This is a genomic window from Sphingobacterium lumbrici (genome assembly GCF_006476045.1).
GTDB lineage: Bacteria > Bacteroidota > Bacteroidia > Sphingobacteriales > Sphingobacteriaceae > Sphingobacterium > Sphingobacterium lumbrici.
This window is the reverse complement of the sequence record NZ_SRZY01000032.1, coordinates 37,716-54,751: the sequence shown is the minus strand read 5'-3', so window position 1 is coordinate 54,751 and position 17,036 is coordinate 37,716. Positions and strand designations below refer to the sequence as shown.

The following is a 17,036-nucleotide window of genomic DNA, read 5'->3' as shown; positions in this document are numbered from 1 at the left end:
CAATTTATTTTAAAAGCTGATAAGCAACTAACGCGACCAAATAAGCGAGTCCGGTCATGAATCCTGTTTGTATCAGTGTCCATTTCCAAGAACCTGTCTCTCTTTTTACAACGCCTATTGTTGCCATACATTGCATCGCGAAAGCATAAAATAACAATAATGATATTCCTGTGGCAAAATTATATGTAGGCATGCCCGTATTGCGGTTTATTTCACCTTTCATGCGCTCAAATAATGTTTGTCTTTGCCCTTCATCTTCGATATCTACGTCTTCTCCTAAGCTATAAACTACTGCCATGGTGCCGACAAAAACTTCTCTTGCAGCGAATGAAGCTAATAAGCCTATCCCTACTTTCCAATCATATCCCAACGGTCTAATCAAGGGTTCAATACCCCTCCCCAAATACCCTAGGTAAGAGTATTCAGTTTTGTAAGCAGTTACTTCATGATCTATTTCCTCTTGTGAGAATTCAGGATTGGCTTCCGCGATATATGTTTCCGGATCTGAGAACCTGTCGGTAGGTCCGAAATTTCCCAGAACCCATAGAATGATGGAAATGGCTAAGATTATTTTACCGGCTCCTATTAAAAAACCTAATGATTTTTCCCATACGGTATTCAACACATTCTTCCAATCTGGAACTTTATACGTAGGTAACTCGAAAATCAGAAAGGATTTACGAATTGATTTTATAATCTCATTCAGTACGAGGGCAGACAACAATGCGCCAAGTACACCCAAGATGTACATTCCGAATAATGTGATGCCCTGTAGGTTGAATCCCAAAAATGTTTCATCCGGAATAACAAGTCCGATGATAACAATATATATTGGAAGTCTTGCAGAACAAGTCATAAATGGTGTAACCAATATCGTCAATAGGCGTTCTTTCGGGTTTTCGATATTACGTGCAGACATGACTGCCGGGATGGCACATGCAGCTCCGGACATTAATGGAATGACGGATTTACCATTCAATCCAAAAGGCCTTAGCCACCGGTCCATTAAAAATACGACCCGACTCATATATCCCGTCTCTTCCATAATAGCGATAAATAGAAAGAGGATCACGATCTGGGGTAGGAATATGACGATTCCCCCGATTCCGGCAATAACCCCATTTACGAGTAAGGCGCTCAAAGGACCTTCCGGTAATGCCGCGGCGACAGCATCCGATAAAGAAGCAAAAAGGGTATCTATGCCATCCATCAACGGGCCGGCCCAACTGTAAATAGCCTGAAATATAAGAAATAACAGCCCGAAGAATATGACGTAACCTAACACCGGGTGTATTAATAGGTTGTCTATTTTGTCTGTAATAGATAGTCGTTTGTTTTCCTTCTTAGAGATAATGGGTGCCAAGTCATTTGCAACCTTATCGTGCCGGGATATAGACTCATCCTTTTGCAATTCCTGGGTGTCGAGCTGATGAGATTGACGTATTTTTTGCAATGCAGCTGTTTTCTCTGGAGGAAGACTGCTCACACTATCTTGTGCTAAATATTGCCAAGTTAGGTACTCTGTTGCCAACGGAAATAACTGTCTCGCATCCTTTAATGCGTTCTGATATTTTTGAGGTAAATCAAATGCGCCAAAATAAGGTTTTAGTTCAATGTCAAAATGTTGAATTAATTGATCTATACCTTTACCCGAACGGGCATTGGTTTGAACAACTTTTGTTTGTAAATAGTTTTCGAGCGCGGTATAATCTACATGTAAACCCTTTTGGTCTACTTCGTCGATCATATTGATGACAAAAATAGCGGGTAAGCCTAATTCACGAACTTGCTGGTATATCACTACCCCTCTGTTGATACTAGATGGTTCAGTAACGACTACAGTTAAGTCCGGAAAATCTTCGTTAGACCGATTGCTTAAAATATTGAAAACAACCTCCTCATCCAGAGAGTTGGGAAATAGTGTGTAAGTCCCCGGAAGATCGATTATTTTGTATTCTGTCTCATTTGCCTTTAACGAGCCAATTCGTTTATCTACCGTGATACCGGGATAATTACCAACTTTCTGATTTAATTTTGTTAATCTGTTAAATAATGATGTCTTACCTACATTGGGATTTCCTAATAAAGCTATTGTCTTTCTCTTCATTATATCTTATTAATCAAAATTAAGTTAGCTTCTTTTTTGCGAATAGCAATTAAAGAGTCTTGATGAATGATGTTTATACACATTGGACCTTGTAAAGGGGCTATATGTTTTATTTCTATGGCCGTTCCCGGCGTGAATCCCAGCTCATAGAACTTCGCAGGAAGTTCATTACTTTTAAAAGAGTGAATTATTGCTTTTTCGCCTTTTTTTAATTTGTCTAAAGTAATATTGTTTTGCATTTTGTATCTTAGATAAGATATTATTCATTAGAAATGTCCAAATATAGTCAAAATGGGCGGTTTACGGGAGCAGAGTCTGTCACGATTTTGTATTATTTAGAATTATTATAAACATGAAGATTAACGAGCTGGTGAAAGTTAAAAAATTTAGAGACGATTGGCATAAAACAACTATAAATATCATCTATACAAATAGTTGGATTGTGAAAAATTTAGAGCAACGAGCACATAAAAAAGAAATTACACTTCAGCAATTTAATGTTTTACGAATTCTAAGAGGGCAATACCCCAAAGCCGCATCTAATAATCTTTTAAAAGAACGAATGATTAATAGTACACCTGATATTTCAAGATTGGTAGACCGTATTGTCGCTAAAGGCTTGGTGATACGTACCAAAAGTATTCGGGATAAAAGATCCGTTGATCTACAGATTACAGACAAAGGTCTGCGACTTCTTGATGAGATTGAAGAAGATATGATGTTGACGGATTTAATCAACAGCAATATCACCGAACAAGAAGCACTTCAATTAAGTAATTTGTTAGATAAGTTTCGTGGCGCCAATAATGATACAGATGAATAGTTAATGGTGATGATCGTCATGATCGTGATCATGGTCATGGTCATGGTCATGACCATGATGTTCTTGCGGATGAGGTGTATCATGACTATGTGTATGAGACTCAAACAGGAAATTGCTCAATGAAACAGCTATTCCGAGGAATACAGCTATCATCTTTTTCTTGTTAAATTTATGATGATCGGCAGATCCGGATTCAAATAAAATTGTGGTGGAAATATGTAAGAATATCCCTATTACTACCGCCATGATCTTGTCAAAGTGTTGAGAAATATTTCCAATACTACCATTGCTAATGGTTTTACTTAGTATAAAACCCAATGGAGTCATAATGGCAAATATAACTAGCATTAGAATAATGCTTTGTTTTTTTAACGAAGTATGCAGCAATAAACTTCCAAGGGCAAACGCTGCCGGAATATGATGTATAGCGATTCCAAAAACTAGCTGAGATTGATGTTCAGAAGCTAATGGCATTCCCTCTAATAACGCATGTAGACATAAACTTACCATTATCCCTATCGGAAAAGCCTGATGATTATCGTGGTGTATATGTCCATGTTCGATACCTTGAGAAAATTGTTCTAATATCAATTGGAAAATAAAGCCTCCTAATATAAATAATCCGATGACCTCCGGACTGCTGGCATTGGAATGGTAAACATGCGGTATGAGGTGTAGTACCGTTATAGCAAATAAATATGCGCCGCTAAAAGACAGGATAAGCTTGAGTAAATTTGTATTGTTGCGTTTGACAAAAAATACAGCTAATCCACTAGCTAAAGCAGAGCCAAATAAAATTGTAATAATTAGAGCAAAACTCATATAGAAGTGTTTTCTTGAATATTTTCGTTTGTGAATTTAGGTAGTAATCTTACGAAGAGATTTCCATTAAGGATGCCTATTAATGCACCAAAGATAGCTCCGCATAAGATGTCAAAAGGATAGTGTACGCCTACGTATATCTGGGAAATCGAAATTAATGCAGCCCACGTTATAGATAGCCACAGGGTGTGTTTCCATCTTCTTCTGAAGAGTACAATCCAGAAAAATGCCATGGCAAAGTGATTCGCAGCATGAGAACTTGTAAAACTGTAGCCCGAACCACATCGAACACGAAGATTAATGTCATGCTTGAATTCAATGTCATTGCAGGGGCGGAGACGTTTTACTGATTTTTTGATAAGGTGTGACGAAAGACCATCCGAAACACCAAAATTAATTAAAGTGCAAAGGACGATTGCAATACCGAATTTGCCGTAATTTTTTATAAAAAAAATAATTAAAAACAAATAGAGGGGTGTCCATGTATATGGATTCCGAAGTATGGGTAGCAACCAATCAAATACGGGATTACTCATCCCCTGATTGATAATCAGGAATATTTCTTTATCTAATTCTATTATTTGCTGCAACATACGTAGTGGTTTTGTGGTTTTATCCGATAAAAGTACATTATTTTATAAGGAATAAAATAAGTAAATACTGTTTAAATACACAAAGTTGCAACAAAGGTATGCTTTTGGATTCAATTATTGAAGTATTTGTTGTAAATTCTTATGTCAATAATTATTTCATGAGCTCGCAAGCTCGGTTTGTTTTTTAAAGTCATAAGGAATGTCCCGGATATTTTTATGTGTGTTTGTGTTTGGATTTCATGGATATTTCTTATTAATAGCTTATTTTTACGATCTATAAATATTAGAAAGATTATGACATTAATTAAATCCATATCCGGTATTCGAGGTACTATAGGTGGGAAATCAGGTGAATCGTTAACACCGATTGACATTGTTAAGTTTACAGCAGCCTTTGGTAAGATTTTAATCGGCAAAACAGGTAATAAGAAAATAGTGGTTGGGAGAGATGCGCGCGAATCAGGTGAGATGGTGAATAATCTGGTAGTCGGTACATTACAAAGTATAGGTGCTGAGGTTGTCGATTTGGGATTGTCTACGACACCTACCGTAGAGATTGCCGTGCCACTTGAAGGAGCGGCAGGAGGGATTATCCTCACAGCTTCACATAATCCGGGGCAATGGAATGCCTTAAAACTGTTAAATCACGAAGGGGAGTTTATTTCCGATTTGGAGGGCAAGGAAGTACTTGCATTAGGTGAAAGTTTGGATTTCGATTTTGCTGAGGTACAAGATCTGGGAAAAGTTGTTCATGATCAAAGTTACCTGCAAAAGCATATTGACGCTGTTTTAGCGTTGGAATATGTTGATGTGGAAGCTATTAAAAAAGCTAATTTTAAAGTAGCTGTTGATGCGGTTAACAGCTCGGGCGGTATATTCATCCCTGCATTATTGGCGGCTTTAGGCGTTGAAACAGTCTATCAGATCCATTGCACACCAAATGGTAAATTCCCACATAACCCTGAACCGCTTAAAGAAAACCTGACGGATCTATCCGCTGCCGTATTGGAGCATGGAGCCGATCTGGGGATTGCCGTAGATCCGGATGTGGATCGCTTAGTATTCATGATGGAAGACGGCGAACTTTTTGGAGAAGAATATACATTAGTTGCCGTGGCCGATTATATCCTTCAGCATAAAAAGGGCAACACCGTGTCAAATCTATCGTCGACCAGGGCATTACGCGATATCACACAAAAACATGGTGGAACATATTTTGCGGCAGCCGTTGGCGAGGTAAATGTCGTGACTAAGATGAAAGAAGTAGATGCCGTGATTGGTGGAGAAGGAAATGGTGGTGTTATCTATCCGGCTTCGCATTATGGACGGGATGCGTTGGTAGGCGTAGCTATTTTCTTGTCACATTTAGCTAAGTTAGGGAAGAAAGTTTCGCAATACAGAGCGGAGCTTCCACAATATTTTATGTCGAAAAACAAAATTACACTAACTCCCGAATTGGATATCGACAACTTATTGGCTAAAATGCAGGAAAAATATGCCCATGAAAATCATTCGGTAATCGATGGATTGAAAATCGACTTTGAAAACGAATGGGTACATCTTCGTAAATCGAATACCGAGCCGATTATCCGTATTTACTCGGAAGGGCAGACACCCGAGGCAGCAGAAGCAATTGCCGAACGGATTATTGCCGAGATGAAAGAGATTATTGGTTAATAAGGCTTTTCAGACAGCCCCTCACGCCATTCCTCTTTCGATGGTTGGAACAATGAAATCCTTCGGGAAGTTGTTTCTCCTGTGCAGCACTGTATTGTACTGCGGATTATTTATCTTTTGAAGATAGTAACCGCTCGTAGTAGAACGAATTAATATTTCGTTCTACTGTTCGTGTGCTCCAATTTTGTTCTTCGGCTTCACGGATATAACAATCTCCGGCACGTTCATTTTCTAGGCGCATAATAGCTCTGTGATGTCCGCTTGCCCGCCAACCCGTGTGCTTCGGCCATAGAAGTTTTGATCGCCTGATAAGGGACGTAGGAGTAGGCCTTGCTGTGAGGCCGCTTTCAGGTTCCGCCTAAGGCATTCGCAATCTGTTGCTTGGTTCGCACATTGTGACCTGTATACCCCAAAATGGAGTGCAAATATCTTCGAGGAGTGGAAAACAGCCTCTTTAATAAGTGAGCGAAAACACCATGATTTATCCAGTTAAAATGAAATATGTTCTTTTCCCCTTTAATTAAATTATCCTTTACAAATTCAATTAAAAGATTATCATTCACATGTATTCCCTGACCAATATCAAATGGAACATGATACTTAGTTATGGAGTTTATTTCTTGAATTACAATTCCATCCTTGAAATTTGAATTTAAAATTACTTGAGTGATTCTGATTTGCTTGTGATTTTCAAAACCTTCGATTAGATTATGGATATAGGTCTTAATGCCATTTCTTACAGCATTGTGATAGTCGAAGATGAAAATCCTTATCATACCTATTTAAATCTGAATAATTTGGGGAGTTGGTACTCTGTGCTACTTTTGACGTTAGGCTCCTTTGTAAACTGATAGATCAAGAAGTAACCCACATCCTTTCGAAGCATATAATAGGAAGTCTGGTAATAGTACCCCATAAATGGCAATGGAAATCTATTTATCGATAGCATCTCCTCTGGAAATCTATTTTGCAGTTGGAATACGCCTATTTTGTCCGCATTAAAATACGCATAATAGGGGTCGGCATCCTTTTCTGTGGTGTCACATTTTAAAGAGGTCCTACGTCCTATGCCATCTATATTTCTGAACATATTCTCATTATAATCTAAATAACTCAATCTTTTGTTTTCTTTAGCGCGCTGAATATCAAACAGATAAACTCCAATTAGAACTGTAGAATCGCTGTTAACAAAATGAAACATGATATCGCTGATAAAAACTCTATTTGGCACATAGTCAAATGGCATTGTTCGCTTTCCGACTTTTAAATAGTTAAATCCACTGTGCGGATTCAATTCCATATTAAATTTAGTTAGAATCGTATCAAAATTACTCCTCATCGCACTGTCCGCTTGGGCAGGGCTTTCGTCAAAGGAGATATTGTATACCTTTTTTTTGTTTTCACTTTTTTGTTCTTGTCCATTCGATATATGCAGGAATAGAGCCAAGAAAAATAGAATAAACCATTTCATACTTATTTAAATCTAAATAATTTCGGGAGTTGGTATTCTGTGTCACTTTTCTCATGAGGCTCCTTTGTGAACTGATAGATCAAGAAGTAACCTACATCCTTTCGAAGCATATAATAGGAAGTCTGGTAATAGTACCCCATAAATGGCAATGGAAATCTATTTATCGATAGCATTTCCGCTGGAAATCTATTTTGCAGTTGGAATACGCCTATTTTGTCCGCATTAAAATACGCATAATAGGGGTCAGCATCCTTTTCTGTGGTATCACATTTTAAAGAGGTTCTACGTCCTATGCCATCTATATTTCTGAACATATTCTCATTGTAATCTAAATAACTTAAACTCTTGTTCTCTTTAGCGCGCTGAATGTCAAACCTGAAAATGCCGATTAACAATGATGAGTCTCTGTTAATAAAATGAAACATTGTATTGCCAATGAAAACTTTATTTTTTTCATCATAATAAAATGTTGGTGAACGCTTTCCGACTTTTAAATAGTTAAATCCACTGTATGGATTTAACTCCATATTGAATTTGGTTAGAATGGTATCAAAATAACTCCTCATCGCGCTATCGGCTTGGGCAGGGCTTTCGTCAAAGGAGATATTGTATACCTTTTTTTTGTTTTCACTTTTTTTATCTTGTCCATTCGATATATGCAGGAATAGAGCCAAGAAAAATAGAATAAACCATTTCATACTTATTTAAATCTAAATAATTTCGGGAGTTGGTATTCTGTGTCACTTTTCTCATGAGGCTCCTTTGTGAACTGATAGATCAAGAAGTAACCTACATCCTTTCGAAGCATATAATAGGAAGTCTGGTAATAGTACCCCATAAATGGCAATGGAAATCTATTTATCGATAGCATTTCCGCTGGAAATCTATTTTGCAGTTGGAATACGCCTATTTTGTCCGCATTAAAATACGCATAATAGGGGTCAGCATCCTTTTCTGTGGTGTCACATTTTAAAGAGGTCCGAAGTTCTATGCCAGAAATTTCCTTAAAGAGATTCTCATTACGATCTAAATAACTCAATCTTTTGTTCTCTTTGGCACGCTGAATATCAAATGGGTAAATAGCGATTAGTACTGTAGAGTCGCTATTAATAAAATGAAACGAGGTAGTTCCAATAAAAACTCTATTCTCTTCATCATAGTAAAATGATGTTGCTCGCTTTCCGACTTTTAAATAGTTAAATCCACTATGTGGGTTCAATTCCATATTGAATTTAGTTAGAATCGTATCAAAATTACTTTTCATCGCACTGTCCGCTTGAGCAGGGCTTTCGTCAAAGGAGATATTGTATACCTTTTTTTTGTTTTCACTTTTTTGTTCTTGTCCATTCGATATATGCAGGAATAGAGCCAAGAAAAATAGAATAAACCATTTCATCTCTGTTGTTCTTAATAATTAGTAAATTACGGATAAGTAGTCGTAATGGGATTGCCAAAATTGTCCGTAGTTTGTGGATATGAAGTCGTAGCGTACGGATCTTCTGTGGTATAAGTGCCTGTATCACTCGTGTTTCCAGGCATTTGTGTATAATTTGTATTTAATGGATTCATAGAATAAACGGCAAATACACTTGCTAAATTATTGAGACTATCAATTTCATAATTATCTCCTGTAGTGGGATCAAAGCAGGTTAACTGATTAGTAGCAGTGTTTATCCCATTGATGACCACATTATGGTAATAACTGACATAACCTTTGGCCGGATCCGCTATATAAAATTTTAGATTCTTGTTTCGGGATTGTTTTACATCATAGGGGACTACAAAGTGGCTGTTGTCCCAATGGATAATGACATGCAGGGGAACTTTTTCTACAATATCATCGATGGTGCAGTGAGCTGCCAAGGTACGTAGCCCTATGGTTTCTGCTCCATGTGATATGCCTGCAAGTGATACACCTTCGCGTGTATTTCCACATAGATCCCTTAGGTAGGGTAGAGAATAATACTTTCCATAAAACTTAGCTATCATCTTTAGACTGGCTGGTCCACAGTCCATCATGTCTAGCTGTCTATCTAAGGGGAATTTTTTCAATCTCATAATTTGGCATATACAGTTCAAATGTATCTTTTAATATAATTAACACCAAGCCTAAAAATAAAACAATCGATTGTGTTCTTTTTGTGTTTGAAAAGACACTTAGCTTATTCTATATTAGGTGATAATAAATTATAAACGAATAAATTATGAAAAGGAAAATCAAATTAAGCTTTGAAGCTTTTTTCTTTTTAATTATCTTATCCTGCTGGGGTGTTAATGTTGTTAAGGCCCAAGGACTGGCCGACACTCCTTATCCCGATGGTGTGGACTCTGTGAGATTTAATTTGATTCCGGATATAAAGATCCCAACAAAGACGATACTCGATTCGGTTTTGAAGAAAGAGTTTGATATTTCTGTTGTGGACTACTTTTATTACTATGCAAGTGATGTTTACCTTAATAGAGCGCAAAGATTACCTTCTACTTGGATGACACCGTTTTCCTCTGTATCCATTATTAAAAGCCCTGAGACATTTAAGCTCACCATTAAAATCAACGGATCACACCTTTTGTTGGATCATCTTTACTCTAAAACTCCTATGTTGTCTAAAATTAAGGAAATAGACCACGTTAAAATTACCAGAAAAACTGATCCCAGATCGACCTTTAAGGGCGAGTATGTGCTGATCGAGTTTATCGTGAACAATAATTATCGGGGGACAGAATACGAAATGAGTACTGGTGGAGTACCTGAATTAAAAAGAAGAGACTTTATCAACAAGAAAATAGAAATCAACAGATAATTTCATGTAATACGAGGTCCTGTATCCCACTTTTTTCCTTAATAACTTTATCGAGAACGCCATTCGTCCCGTAGCACTCGGCCGCAAAAATTATCTCTTCGCAGGCAGTCATGAGGCAGCCCAGCGATCAGCCATGATATACTCGTTCTTTGCCATCTGTAAAAAGCATGAAGTGCATCCATTCCAATGGCTCAAACACACACTGCTCAACATAGCATCCATCAATCACAAAAACCTAAAGGAGCTATACACTCAAAACTTCAAGAAATCAAGACTCCTGTAGTTCGTCGGACGGATACACCTGCTCAGCCTTTTAGGCCAGCCATTGCTCCTCAAACCCCAGGTAATGGCCAAATTAGGCATTGCCGACTCGACCTATCGTGCCTATGTGGACGCAGGAAAGCTGCAGCCCCTCTGGCTAGGCAAGATCGATTACTATTTCCCACGGGAACTGAACAAAGTACTGCTGGCCTCAACGGGCAAACGTAGGAGCTAGTGCAACAAACGACATGTAGTACGTCCCAGACTACATGTCGTTTATGAAGAACTGCCCTTAGTTTTTTTCATACTGCCAGGAGTTTATTGCGTACTACCGTTAGTTTATTACTTACTACTATGCGTATCCTGCATACTACAGGTAGTGTATTGGCTACTACATGTCGTTTATGAAATACTACCCTGAGTTTATTGCGGACTACCGTTAGTTTATTACGTACTACTATGCGTATCCTGCATACTGCAGGTAGTGTATTGGCTACTACATGTTGTTTATGAAATACTACCCTGAGTTTATTACGTACTACTGTTAGTCTGTCACGGACTGTATGTCGTTTTTGGAGAATATGCCAGGTACCCGAAGCGCCCTGGAACGACCGCCTTACGACCAGCTCTTCACGCAACAATATCATTGCACCGCTGGAAGCGGGACAGTATTACGAGGTGAGGGTGCGCCGTCCCTACCATTTCCAAGCCAATATCCGTGATGTTTTTTGACCTTGCTTCATCTCAATTACTTCAATTTTGGAAGCTTTGTGGTATTCCAAAATAGATATCAGTGGCTTTAAATGATCTTTGCTGGAGACTAAAGAAGTAATCCAATTTAGATTTTTCTTAAACTCCATGCTTTCGTAAATAAGCTTACTGATGAAAGCCTTTTCGCCTCCCTCATACCATAGCTCATTGGCGTGGCCACCAAAGTTTTGAACCGGCAAAGCGTCTTTCTTTTTGTTCAGGTTGTCGAATTTTTTGGTGGTACTTTTCCAATGTTCTTCCCGTGAGCCGTAATATGGCGGATTGCCCATTACGACATCAAATTTGTCGTTGTCGTATATGATGCCTGCTAAAATTTTATTTTTATCGTCTTGAAAACGAAGATCAATCTGCTTCTTCAACCATACGTTTTTATTGATATTAATTTCGGCATGGTGGATGGACGTTCTGTCAATTTCTGTTCCTGCAAATTTCCATTCATATTCTTGGACCCCTATCAGAGGGTATATCAGACTCGACCCTGTTCCGATGTCCAGGATATTTATTTTTGGCCCTTTTGGAATCTCTCCATTATTTTCAGAAGCCAATAAATCCGCCATGTAATGCACATAATCTGCTCTTCCGGGAATGGCCGGACAAAGACTGTTTTTAGCAATCTCCCAGTGTTTTAGCTTATAATCGGTTAATAATATAGATTTATTCAGTTCAAAAACGGCTTTAGGATCAGAAAAGTCTATGGTTTCCTTGCCAAAATCATTGACAAATACATGCTGTTTAAGTCCAGCATATCTGCTGCTCAATTTTTTTAAATCGTATCCGGATTGGTGCTTGTTCCGAACATGTAGTTTGGGAGCGGATTTTGCGTTTTTAGCCATTTTTGTATGTTTTGATGCAAAGGTACTGTTTAGATTTGAGATGTAAGAAAATCTAAAGATTAGATGTTATTTCGCTTTCTATCCTGCTAAATAATAGATACCTTTGTAACCTGTCAATTCATAGGGTCGCTTGATCGTTAACAGTATAATTGTGCATACTGATTTCAAGCGTTTCTTTAACTTTAAATAATTTAAAATCATAGTTGTTCATGATTAACATTACACTCCCTGACGGCTCGGTACGTCAGTATGAAAAAGGTACTACTGCTCTGCAGGTAGCCCTTTCTATCTCCGAAGGTTTAGCAAGAAATGTGTTAGCAGCAGAAGTAAATGGTGAGGTTTGGGATGCCTCTCGTGCTATTGAAGAAGACGCTGGCGTAAAATTATTGACATGGAATGATGATAAAGGTAAATCAACCTTTTGGCATTCCTCAGCTCATTTATTAGCCGAGGCTTTAGAATCTCTTTACCCTGGTGTTAAATTCGGGATTGGTCCCTCTATCGAAACCGGTTTTTACTACGATGTAGATTTTGGTGATCGTGAATTTTCTTCAGATGACTTCAAGCAGATTGAAGATAAGATGTTGGAATTAGCGAAGCAAAAAGAAGTTTTTGAGCGTAAAGCCGTTTCCAAAACAGATGCGTTATCTTATTTCACTGAAAAAGGAGATGAGTATAAGCTGGATCTCATCAAAGATCTGGAAGACGGAAAGATTACATTTTATTCGCAAGGGAATTTTACAGATTTGTGTCGCGGTCCACATATCCCCAATACAGGATTTATAAAAGCAATAAAGCTTACGAATGTAGCCGGAGCATATTGGAGGGGGGATGAAACCCGCAAACAATTGACCCGTATCTATGGGGTCACTTTTCCTAAAGCTTCTGAACTTTCAGAGTATTTGAAATTTATAGAAGAGGCCAAGAAGCGAGATCACCGTAAATTGGGGAAAGAATTGGAATTGTTTGCTTTCTCTGAAAAAGTGGGAGCAGGTTTGCCACTTTGGTTGCCAAAGGGGACAGCTCTTCGCCAAAAATTACAGGATTTTTTACAAAAAGCGCAGTTAAAAGCGGGCTATGAACCAGTGATTACACCGCATATCGGAAACAAACAATTATACATTACTTCCGGTCATTACGAGAAGTATGGTGCGGATGCGTTTCAACCTATTCATACACCTGTAGAGGGAGAAGAATTCTTCTTGAAACCGATGAACTGCCCACATCACTGTGAGATTTATAAAACAAAACCTCGGTCGTATAAGGAGCTGCCGGTTCGCTTTGCTGAATTTGGTACAGTATATCGTTATGAGCAATCGGGTGAATTACACGGCTTAACTCGTGTACGTGGATTTACACAAGACGATGCCCATTTATTTTGCCGTCCGGACCAGGTGAAGGAAGAATTTAAAAAAGTAATCGATTTGGTATTGTATGTTTTTGGGGCCTTGGGTTTTGAAGATTATACGGCACAAGTATCGTTACGTGATGCGGAGAATAGAACGAAATATATCGGTACAGACGAAAATTGGGCTTTAGCAGAGAATGCAATTATTGAGGCAGCTGCTGAAAAGGGATTAAGTACAGTCGTTGAATACGGTGAAGCGGCATTCTATGGTCCTAAACTAGACTTTATGGTCAAGGATGCTTTGGGACGTAAATGGCAGTTGGGTACCATTCAGGTAGATTACAATTTGCCTGAGCGTTTTGAATTGGAGTATACCGGTAGCGATAATCAAAAACACCGCCCTGTTATGATTCATCGTGCTCCCTTTGGCTCATTAGAACGTTTTGTAGCGGTATTGATCGAACATTGTGCAGGACAATTTCCATTATGGCTTGCGCCAGAGCAATTTATCATCCTGCCTGTATCAGAAAAATATGAAGATTATGCACAAAAACTTTTAGAATCGCTAAATAATTCCGATATTCGCGGTCTGATTGACCTTCGTGACGAGAAGGTTGGTCGTAAGATTCGTGACGCTGAAGTTAAAAAAATGCCTTATATGTTGATTGTAGGGGAAAAGGAGATGGAAAGCGGCACAGTTTCTGTTCGTAAGCATGGGTCAGTAGATTTGGGTTCAATGACCTCTGACGAGTTTAGAGAAGTATTAATTAAAGAAATAACCGTTTAAATTTTTAAACATTTGGCATTAAAAAGACCGAGTGGTCCAAGACCACCAATGAGAAAGAAAGAACCAGATCACCGCATTAACGAACATATTCGCGTGCCAGAGGTGCGTTTAGTGGGAGATAATGTGGAACAAGGGGTTTTCCCTACGCGAAAAGCATTGGAATTAGCCGATGAGTTGGAGCTTGATTTAGTGGAGATTTCGCCAAATGCTGTTCCGCCGGTTTGTAAAATAATTGATTACAGTAAATTCATTTACGAACAAAAGAAGAAGCAAAAAGAAATCAAAGCAAACGCAAAGCAAACTGTCATTAAGGAGATCCGTTTCGGACCTAATACCAGTGAGCATGATTTTGAATTTAAATTAAAACATGCCATCCGCTTTTTGGAAGCAGGAGAGAAAGTACGTGCATACGTACATTTTAAAGGTCGTGCTATTGTATTTAAAGAACAAGGCGAGATCTTATTGCTTCGATTTGCACAGGCTTTAGAGGATTGTGGTAAAGTAGAATTGCTGCCAAAATTAGAAGGTAAGCGTATGTTCTTGACCCTAGCTCCAAAGGCTGTTAAAAAATAGAAAATCTAACAGATTGATATAAAATTTAAGTATTATGCCAAAAGTAAAAACCAATTCCAGCGCGAAAAAACGCTTCAAATTGACTGGAACAGGTAAAATTGCAAGAAAGAACGCTTACAAAAGCCACATCTTGACTAAGAAAACTACCAAACAAAAACGTAACTTAACAACAACCAGTTATGTTTCTGATGGTGATACAGGTAACGTAAAACGTATGCTAGGTATCGGTAAATAAGTTTTATCATCATTATTTATTAATAACATTTTTTTAACCGGGTATCGGGTAGTAAGATTGCTGAAAAACGTAACACCTTGTACCAAACTAAAATTTAAAAATTATGCCACGTTCGGTTAACGCAGTAGCTTCGAGAAGAAGAAGAAAAAGAATCATGAAATTAGCTAAAGGCTATTTCGGTTCACGTAGCAAAGTATATACTATTGCTAAAAATACAGTAGAAAAAGGTTTACAGTACGCTTACCGCGACCGTAAAACCAAAAAACGCGAGTTTAGAGCTTTATGGATTCAACGTATTAATGCTGGAGCCCGTCAACACGGAATTTCATATTCTCAGTTGATTGGTAAATTAAGTGCTAAAAATATTGGCTTAAACCGTAAAGTTTTGGCTGATTTAGCTTTAAACAATCCAGATGCTTTCAAAGCAGTTATAGACGCAGTAAAATAGAGTTTTAATCCGCAATCAATTTGTTAGATATAAAAAAAGGGACCCATTTGGGTTCCTTTTTTTATAAACTATAATTTGCTTTCTTTCTTGATCTTGCGTTTCACGATTGGCTTTAACAGCTGTTTTACTTCATATTGTCTTTCCAGATATTTTATGATTTCGCTAGCGATGTCTTTGTGTGTGGCTGTTTCAATCCCTTCTAAACCCGGTGAAGAGTTGACCTCTAGAATTAATGGACCTCTATCTGAAGGCAACATATCTACCCCGGCAACAGTTAAGCCCATCGCCTTTGCTGCGGCAACCGCTGTTTCACGTTCTTTTCGTGTTAATTTAACGACTTCTGCTGTCCCACCTCGGTGTAGATTTGAACGAAATTCCCCTTCTTTAGCGGTACGTTTCATAGCGCCGACAACCTTACCGTCTACTACGAAAGCACGAATATCACTGCCTTTGGCTTCTTTGATGTACTCCTGAATGAGGATGTTATTTCCCAAACCATAAAAAGCTTCAATTACAGAAGAGGCGGCCTTTTTCGTCTCGGCTAGTACCACACCGACACCCTGAGTTCCCTCTAAAAGCTTGATGACCAAAGGGGTTCCACCTACCATACTAATTAAATCATCAACATCCGAAGCTGTGCGAGCGAAACCGGTGATAGGAAGTCCGAGTCCTGCACCGGAAAGGATTTGCATACAACGCAGCTTATCTCTGGAGCGTGTGATGGCTTGGCTTGGATTGGCAGAGATGACATTCATTACTTCAAATTGTCTTACAATGGCTGACCCATAAAATGTAACTGAAGCTCCGATACGAGGGATAATAGCATCTATATCGGCTATATCATGACCTTTGTAGTGTATACTTGGTTGCCCTTGTCGGATACCAACATAGCATTTGCTGTGGTCAATAACGATACATTCGTGACCTCTGGCTGATGCGGCCTCTACAAGTCGGCGGGTAGAATATAAATGCTTATTTCTGGATAATACGGCGATTTTCACAAAGATCTGTTTATAATTTGTAATAAAATAGGGAAAGATAAGTTTGCTTAAAGGCTATTCTTAGCCAAGTACTTTTGCGAAACATCAACCAGAAATTTTTGGTTAATAAAGTTTCTGCCCAGTAACATAGGATAGGACATGGAAGAGCGATCTCTTAAGGAGAGCTTGATGTCAAATAAGCGATCAAACATTCTGATTTGAGTGATAAAAATATGTCTGGTTTCTGTCTGACCGAAAGAGCTTTTTACGACACGCTCGCGGTGTACAGGAAATGTCAATGTCAAAATTTCTTCTTCGTCTAAATGAGGTTTAATGTGACAGGTAATATAACGGTGTCCTTTTTTTTCAAATACCTCAAAATCTTCACAATGTAAAACAGAAGTTTCAGCACCGGTGTCTACTTTAGCATGGATGTTATACATGCCCAACTCGGGCAGGTCCACGAGTTCATGACGACCAATGATCCTTTTTGCTTTCAAACCTAT

Annotated in this window: 21 protein-coding genes and 1 pseudogene; 8 read left to right on the top strand and 14 right to left on the bottom strand. The window is 38.4% G+C overall.

Annotated features, from left to right (window positions below; genetic code table 11):
* Positions 1-4 precede the first annotated feature (4 nt).
* Positions 5-2,107: a ferrous iron transport protein B gene (gene feoB, locus E4F24_RS13040; RefSeq protein WP_140939518.1), complete on the bottom strand. Its 2,103-nt coding sequence runs from the start codon at positions 2,105-2,107 to the stop codon at positions 5-7.
* On the bottom strand, positions 2,107-2,346 hold the full coding sequence (locus tag E4F24_RS13035; RefSeq protein ID WP_140939516.1) for a FeoA family protein: 240 nt from the start codon (positions 2,344-2,346) through the stop codon (positions 2,107-2,109). Before E4F24_RS13035 ends, feoB begins: the two co-directional genes overlap by 1 nt.
* A gap of 113 nt (positions 2,347-2,459) precedes the next feature.
* Between E4F24_RS13035 and E4F24_RS13030 the strand changes: the two genes are divergently transcribed.
* The gene (locus tag E4F24_RS13030; RefSeq protein WP_140939514.1) at positions 2,460-2,930 is read left to right on the top strand and encodes a MarR family winged helix-turn-helix transcriptional regulator; all 471 of its coding nucleotides are present in this window, start codon (positions 2,460-2,462) and stop codon (positions 2,928-2,930) included.
* Here E4F24_RS13030 and E4F24_RS13025 read toward each other — a convergent pair whose 3' ends face one another.
* Together E4F24_RS13025 and E4F24_RS13020 are read right to left on the bottom strand one after the other, a co-directional pair.
* A complete protein-coding gene (locus tag E4F24_RS13025; protein ID WP_140939512.1) occupies positions 2,931-3,752 on the bottom strand; it encodes a ZIP family metal transporter in 822 nt (273 codons plus the stop codon).
* A complete protein-coding gene (locus E4F24_RS13020; protein WP_140939510.1) occupies positions 3,749-4,345 on the bottom strand; it encodes a phosphatase PAP2 family protein in 597 nt (198 codons plus the stop codon). Before E4F24_RS13020 ends, E4F24_RS13025 begins: the two co-directional genes overlap by 4 nt.
* A 294-nt stretch (positions 4,346-4,639) precedes the next feature.
* Here E4F24_RS13020 and glmM point away from each other — a divergent pair, with 294 nt between their 5' ends.
* Positions 4,640-6,022, top strand: coding sequence for a phosphoglucosamine mutase (gene glmM, locus E4F24_RS13015; protein ID WP_140939508.1), 1,383 nt, complete (start codon positions 4,640-4,642; stop codon positions 6,020-6,022).
* Positions 6,023-6,128: 106 nt separating this feature from the next.
* Here the strand turns inward: glmM and E4F24_RS13010 are convergent, their stop codons facing one another.
* From E4F24_RS13010 to E4F24_RS12985, 6 genes are read right to left on the bottom strand one after another with little or no spacing between them, the layout of a single operon-like run.
* A complete protein-coding gene (locus E4F24_RS13010) occupies positions 6,129-6,332 on the bottom strand; it encodes a DUF1016 N-terminal domain-containing protein (protein WP_394344477.1) in 204 nt (67 codons plus the stop codon).
* Positions 6,333-6,369: 37 nt separating this feature from the next.
* Positions 6,370-6,798, bottom strand: coding sequence for a hypothetical protein (locus E4F24_RS13005; protein ID WP_140939504.1), 429 nt, complete (start codon positions 6,796-6,798; stop codon positions 6,370-6,372).
* Positions 6,799-6,800: 2 nt separating this feature from the next.
* Complete coding sequence (locus E4F24_RS13000; protein WP_140939501.1) at positions 6,801-7,493, bottom strand: hypothetical protein; 693 nt, start codon at positions 7,491-7,493, stop codon at positions 6,801-6,803.
* Positions 7,494-7,495: 2 nt separating this feature from the next.
* Positions 7,496-8,191, bottom strand: coding sequence for a hypothetical protein (locus E4F24_RS12995; protein ID WP_140939499.1), 696 nt, complete (start codon positions 8,189-8,191; stop codon positions 7,496-7,498).
* A 2-nt stretch (positions 8,192-8,193) separates the two neighbouring features.
* On the bottom strand, positions 8,194-8,889 hold the full coding sequence (locus E4F24_RS12990) for a hypothetical protein (RefSeq protein ID WP_140939497.1): 696 nt from the start codon (positions 8,887-8,889) through the stop codon (positions 8,194-8,196).
* A 26-nt stretch (positions 8,890-8,915) separates the two neighbouring features.
* The gene (locus E4F24_RS12985) at positions 8,916-9,551 is read right to left on the bottom strand and encodes a cysteine peptidase family C39 domain-containing protein (RefSeq protein ID WP_140939495.1); all 636 of its coding nucleotides are present in this window, start codon (positions 9,549-9,551) and stop codon (positions 8,916-8,918) included.
* A gap of 146 nt (positions 9,552-9,697) precedes the next feature.
* On the opposite strand from E4F24_RS12985, the gene E4F24_RS12980 reads away from it, so the two are divergent.
* Positions 9,698-10,294 carry a hypothetical protein gene (locus tag E4F24_RS12980; RefSeq protein ID WP_140939493.1) on the top strand — a complete coding sequence of 199 codons (597 nt, stop codon included), beginning with the start codon at positions 9,698-9,700 and terminating at the stop codon, positions 10,292-10,294.
* Between the two features lie 40 nt (positions 10,295-10,334).
* Positions 10,335-10,577 (top strand): annotated as a pseudogene (locus E4F24_RS12975) (IS66 family transposase); the annotation flags it as partial.
* 280 nt (positions 10,578-10,857) lie between these two features.
* Here the strand turns inward: E4F24_RS12975 and E4F24_RS12970 are convergent.
* Positions 10,858-11,202, bottom strand: a complete 345-nt coding sequence (locus E4F24_RS12970) for a hypothetical protein (protein WP_140939491.1) — start codon at positions 11,200-11,202, stop codon at positions 10,858-10,860.
* Positions 11,203-11,250: 48 nt separating this feature from the next.
* The gene (rlmF, locus tag E4F24_RS12965; protein WP_140939489.1) at positions 11,251-12,159 is read right to left on the bottom strand and encodes a 23S rRNA (adenine(1618)-N(6))-methyltransferase RlmF; all 909 of its coding nucleotides are present in this window, start codon (positions 12,157-12,159) and stop codon (positions 11,251-11,253) included.
* Between the two features lie 209 nt (positions 12,160-12,368).
* Here rlmF and thrS point away from each other — a divergent pair, with 209 nt between their 5' ends.
* The 4 genes from thrS to rplT all read left to right on the top strand — a co-directional run bounded on the left by thrS (position 12,369) and on the right by rplT (position 15,550).
* Positions 12,369-14,294: a threonine--tRNA ligase gene (gene thrS, locus E4F24_RS12960; protein ID WP_140939487.1), complete on the top strand. Its 1,926-nt coding sequence runs from the start codon at positions 12,369-12,371 to the stop codon at positions 14,292-14,294.
* A 48-nt stretch (positions 14,295-14,342) separates the two neighbouring features.
* Positions 14,343-14,867, top strand: coding sequence for a translation initiation factor IF-3 (gene infC / locus E4F24_RS12955; protein ID WP_394344471.1), 525 nt, complete (start codon positions 14,343-14,345; stop codon positions 14,865-14,867).
* A gap of 34 nt (positions 14,868-14,901) precedes the next feature.
* On the top strand, positions 14,902-15,102 hold the full coding sequence (gene rpmI, locus E4F24_RS12950; RefSeq protein WP_136902235.1) for a 50S ribosomal protein L35: 201 nt from the start codon (positions 14,902-14,904) through the stop codon (positions 15,100-15,102).
* A 103-nt stretch (positions 15,103-15,205) separates the two neighbouring features.
* Complete coding sequence (rplT, locus tag E4F24_RS12945) at positions 15,206-15,550, top strand: 50S ribosomal protein L20 (protein ID WP_140939483.1); 345 nt, start codon at positions 15,206-15,208, stop codon at positions 15,548-15,550.
* 68 nt (positions 15,551-15,618) lie between these two features.
* Here the strand turns inward: rplT and rimK are convergent, their stop codons facing one another.
* A complete protein-coding gene (gene rimK, locus E4F24_RS12940; RefSeq protein WP_140939480.1) occupies positions 15,619-16,551 on the bottom strand; it encodes a 30S ribosomal protein S6--L-glutamate ligase in 933 nt (310 codons plus the stop codon).
* Between the two features lie 47 nt (positions 16,552-16,598).
* Positions 16,599-17,030 (bottom strand): ATP-dependent zinc protease family protein, encoded by a 432-nt coding sequence (locus E4F24_RS12935; protein ID WP_140939478.1) that lies wholly within the window; start codon positions 17,028-17,030, stop codon positions 16,599-16,601.
* Between the last annotated feature and the right edge of the window lie 6 nt (positions 17,031-17,036).

Excerpts from the sequence above, each read along its gene's own strand:
- E4F24_RS13030 (WP_140939514.1), top strand. The coding sequence starts at position 2,460 with ATGAAGATTAACGAGCTGGTGAAAGTTAAAAAATTTAGAGACGATTGG.
- glmM (WP_140939508.1), top strand. The coding sequence starts at position 4,640 with ATGACATTAATTAAATCCATATCCGGTATTCGAGGTACTATAGGTGGG.
- rpmI (WP_136902235.1), top strand. The coding sequence starts at position 14,902 with ATGCCAAAAGTAAAAACCAATTCCAGCGCGAAAAAACGCTTCAAATTG.
- E4F24_RS13005 (WP_140939504.1), bottom strand. The coding sequence starts at position 6,798 with ATGATAAGGATTTTCATCTTCGACTATCACAATGCTGTAAGAAATGGC.
- E4F24_RS13035 (WP_140939516.1), bottom strand. The coding sequence starts at position 2,346 with ATGCAAAACAATATTACTTTAGACAAATTAAAAAAAGGCGAAAAAGCA.
- E4F24_RS12990 (WP_140939497.1), bottom strand. The coding sequence starts at position 8,889 with ATGAAATGGTTTATTCTATTTTTCTTGGCTCTATTCCTGCATATATCG.
- E4F24_RS12980 (WP_140939493.1), top strand. The coding sequence starts at position 9,698 with ATGAAAAGGAAAATCAAATTAAGCTTTGAAGCTTTTTTCTTTTTAATT.
- E4F24_RS13025 (WP_140939512.1), bottom strand. The coding sequence starts at position 3,752 with ATGAGTTTTGCTCTAATTATTACAATTTTATTTGGCTCTGCTTTAGCT.
- E4F24_RS12995 (WP_140939499.1), bottom strand. The coding sequence starts at position 8,191 with ATGAAATGGTTTATTCTATTTTTCTTGGCTCTATTCCTGCATATATCG.
- feoB (WP_140939518.1), bottom strand. The coding sequence starts at position 2,107 with ATGAAGAGAAAGACAATAGCTTTATTAGGAAATCCCAATGTAGGTAAG.
- thrS (WP_140939487.1), top strand. The coding sequence starts at position 12,369 with ATGATTAACATTACACTCCCTGACGGCTCGGTACGTCAGTATGAAAAA.
- infC (WP_394344471.1), top strand. The coding sequence starts at position 14,343 with ATGAGAAAGAAAGAACCAGATCACCGCATTAACGAACATATTCGCGTG.
- E4F24_RS13000 (WP_140939501.1), bottom strand. The coding sequence starts at position 7,493 with ATGAAATGGTTTATTCTATTTTTCTTGGCTCTATTCCTGCATATATCG.
- rplT (WP_140939483.1), top strand. The coding sequence starts at position 15,206 with ATGCCACGTTCGGTTAACGCAGTAGCTTCGAGAAGAAGAAGAAAAAGA.
- E4F24_RS13020 (WP_140939510.1), bottom strand. The coding sequence starts at position 4,345 with ATGTTGCAGCAAATAATAGAATTAGATAAAGAAATATTCCTGATTATC.
- E4F24_RS12985 (WP_140939495.1), bottom strand. The coding sequence starts at position 9,551 with ATGAGATTGAAAAAATTCCCCTTAGATAGACAGCTAGACATGATGGAC.
- E4F24_RS12970 (WP_140939491.1), bottom strand. The coding sequence starts at position 11,202 with ATGATATTGTTGCGTGAAGAGCTGGTCGTAAGGCGGTCGTTCCAGGGC.
- rlmF (WP_140939489.1), bottom strand. The coding sequence starts at position 12,159 with ATGGCTAAAAACGCAAAATCCGCTCCCAAACTACATGTTCGGAACAAG.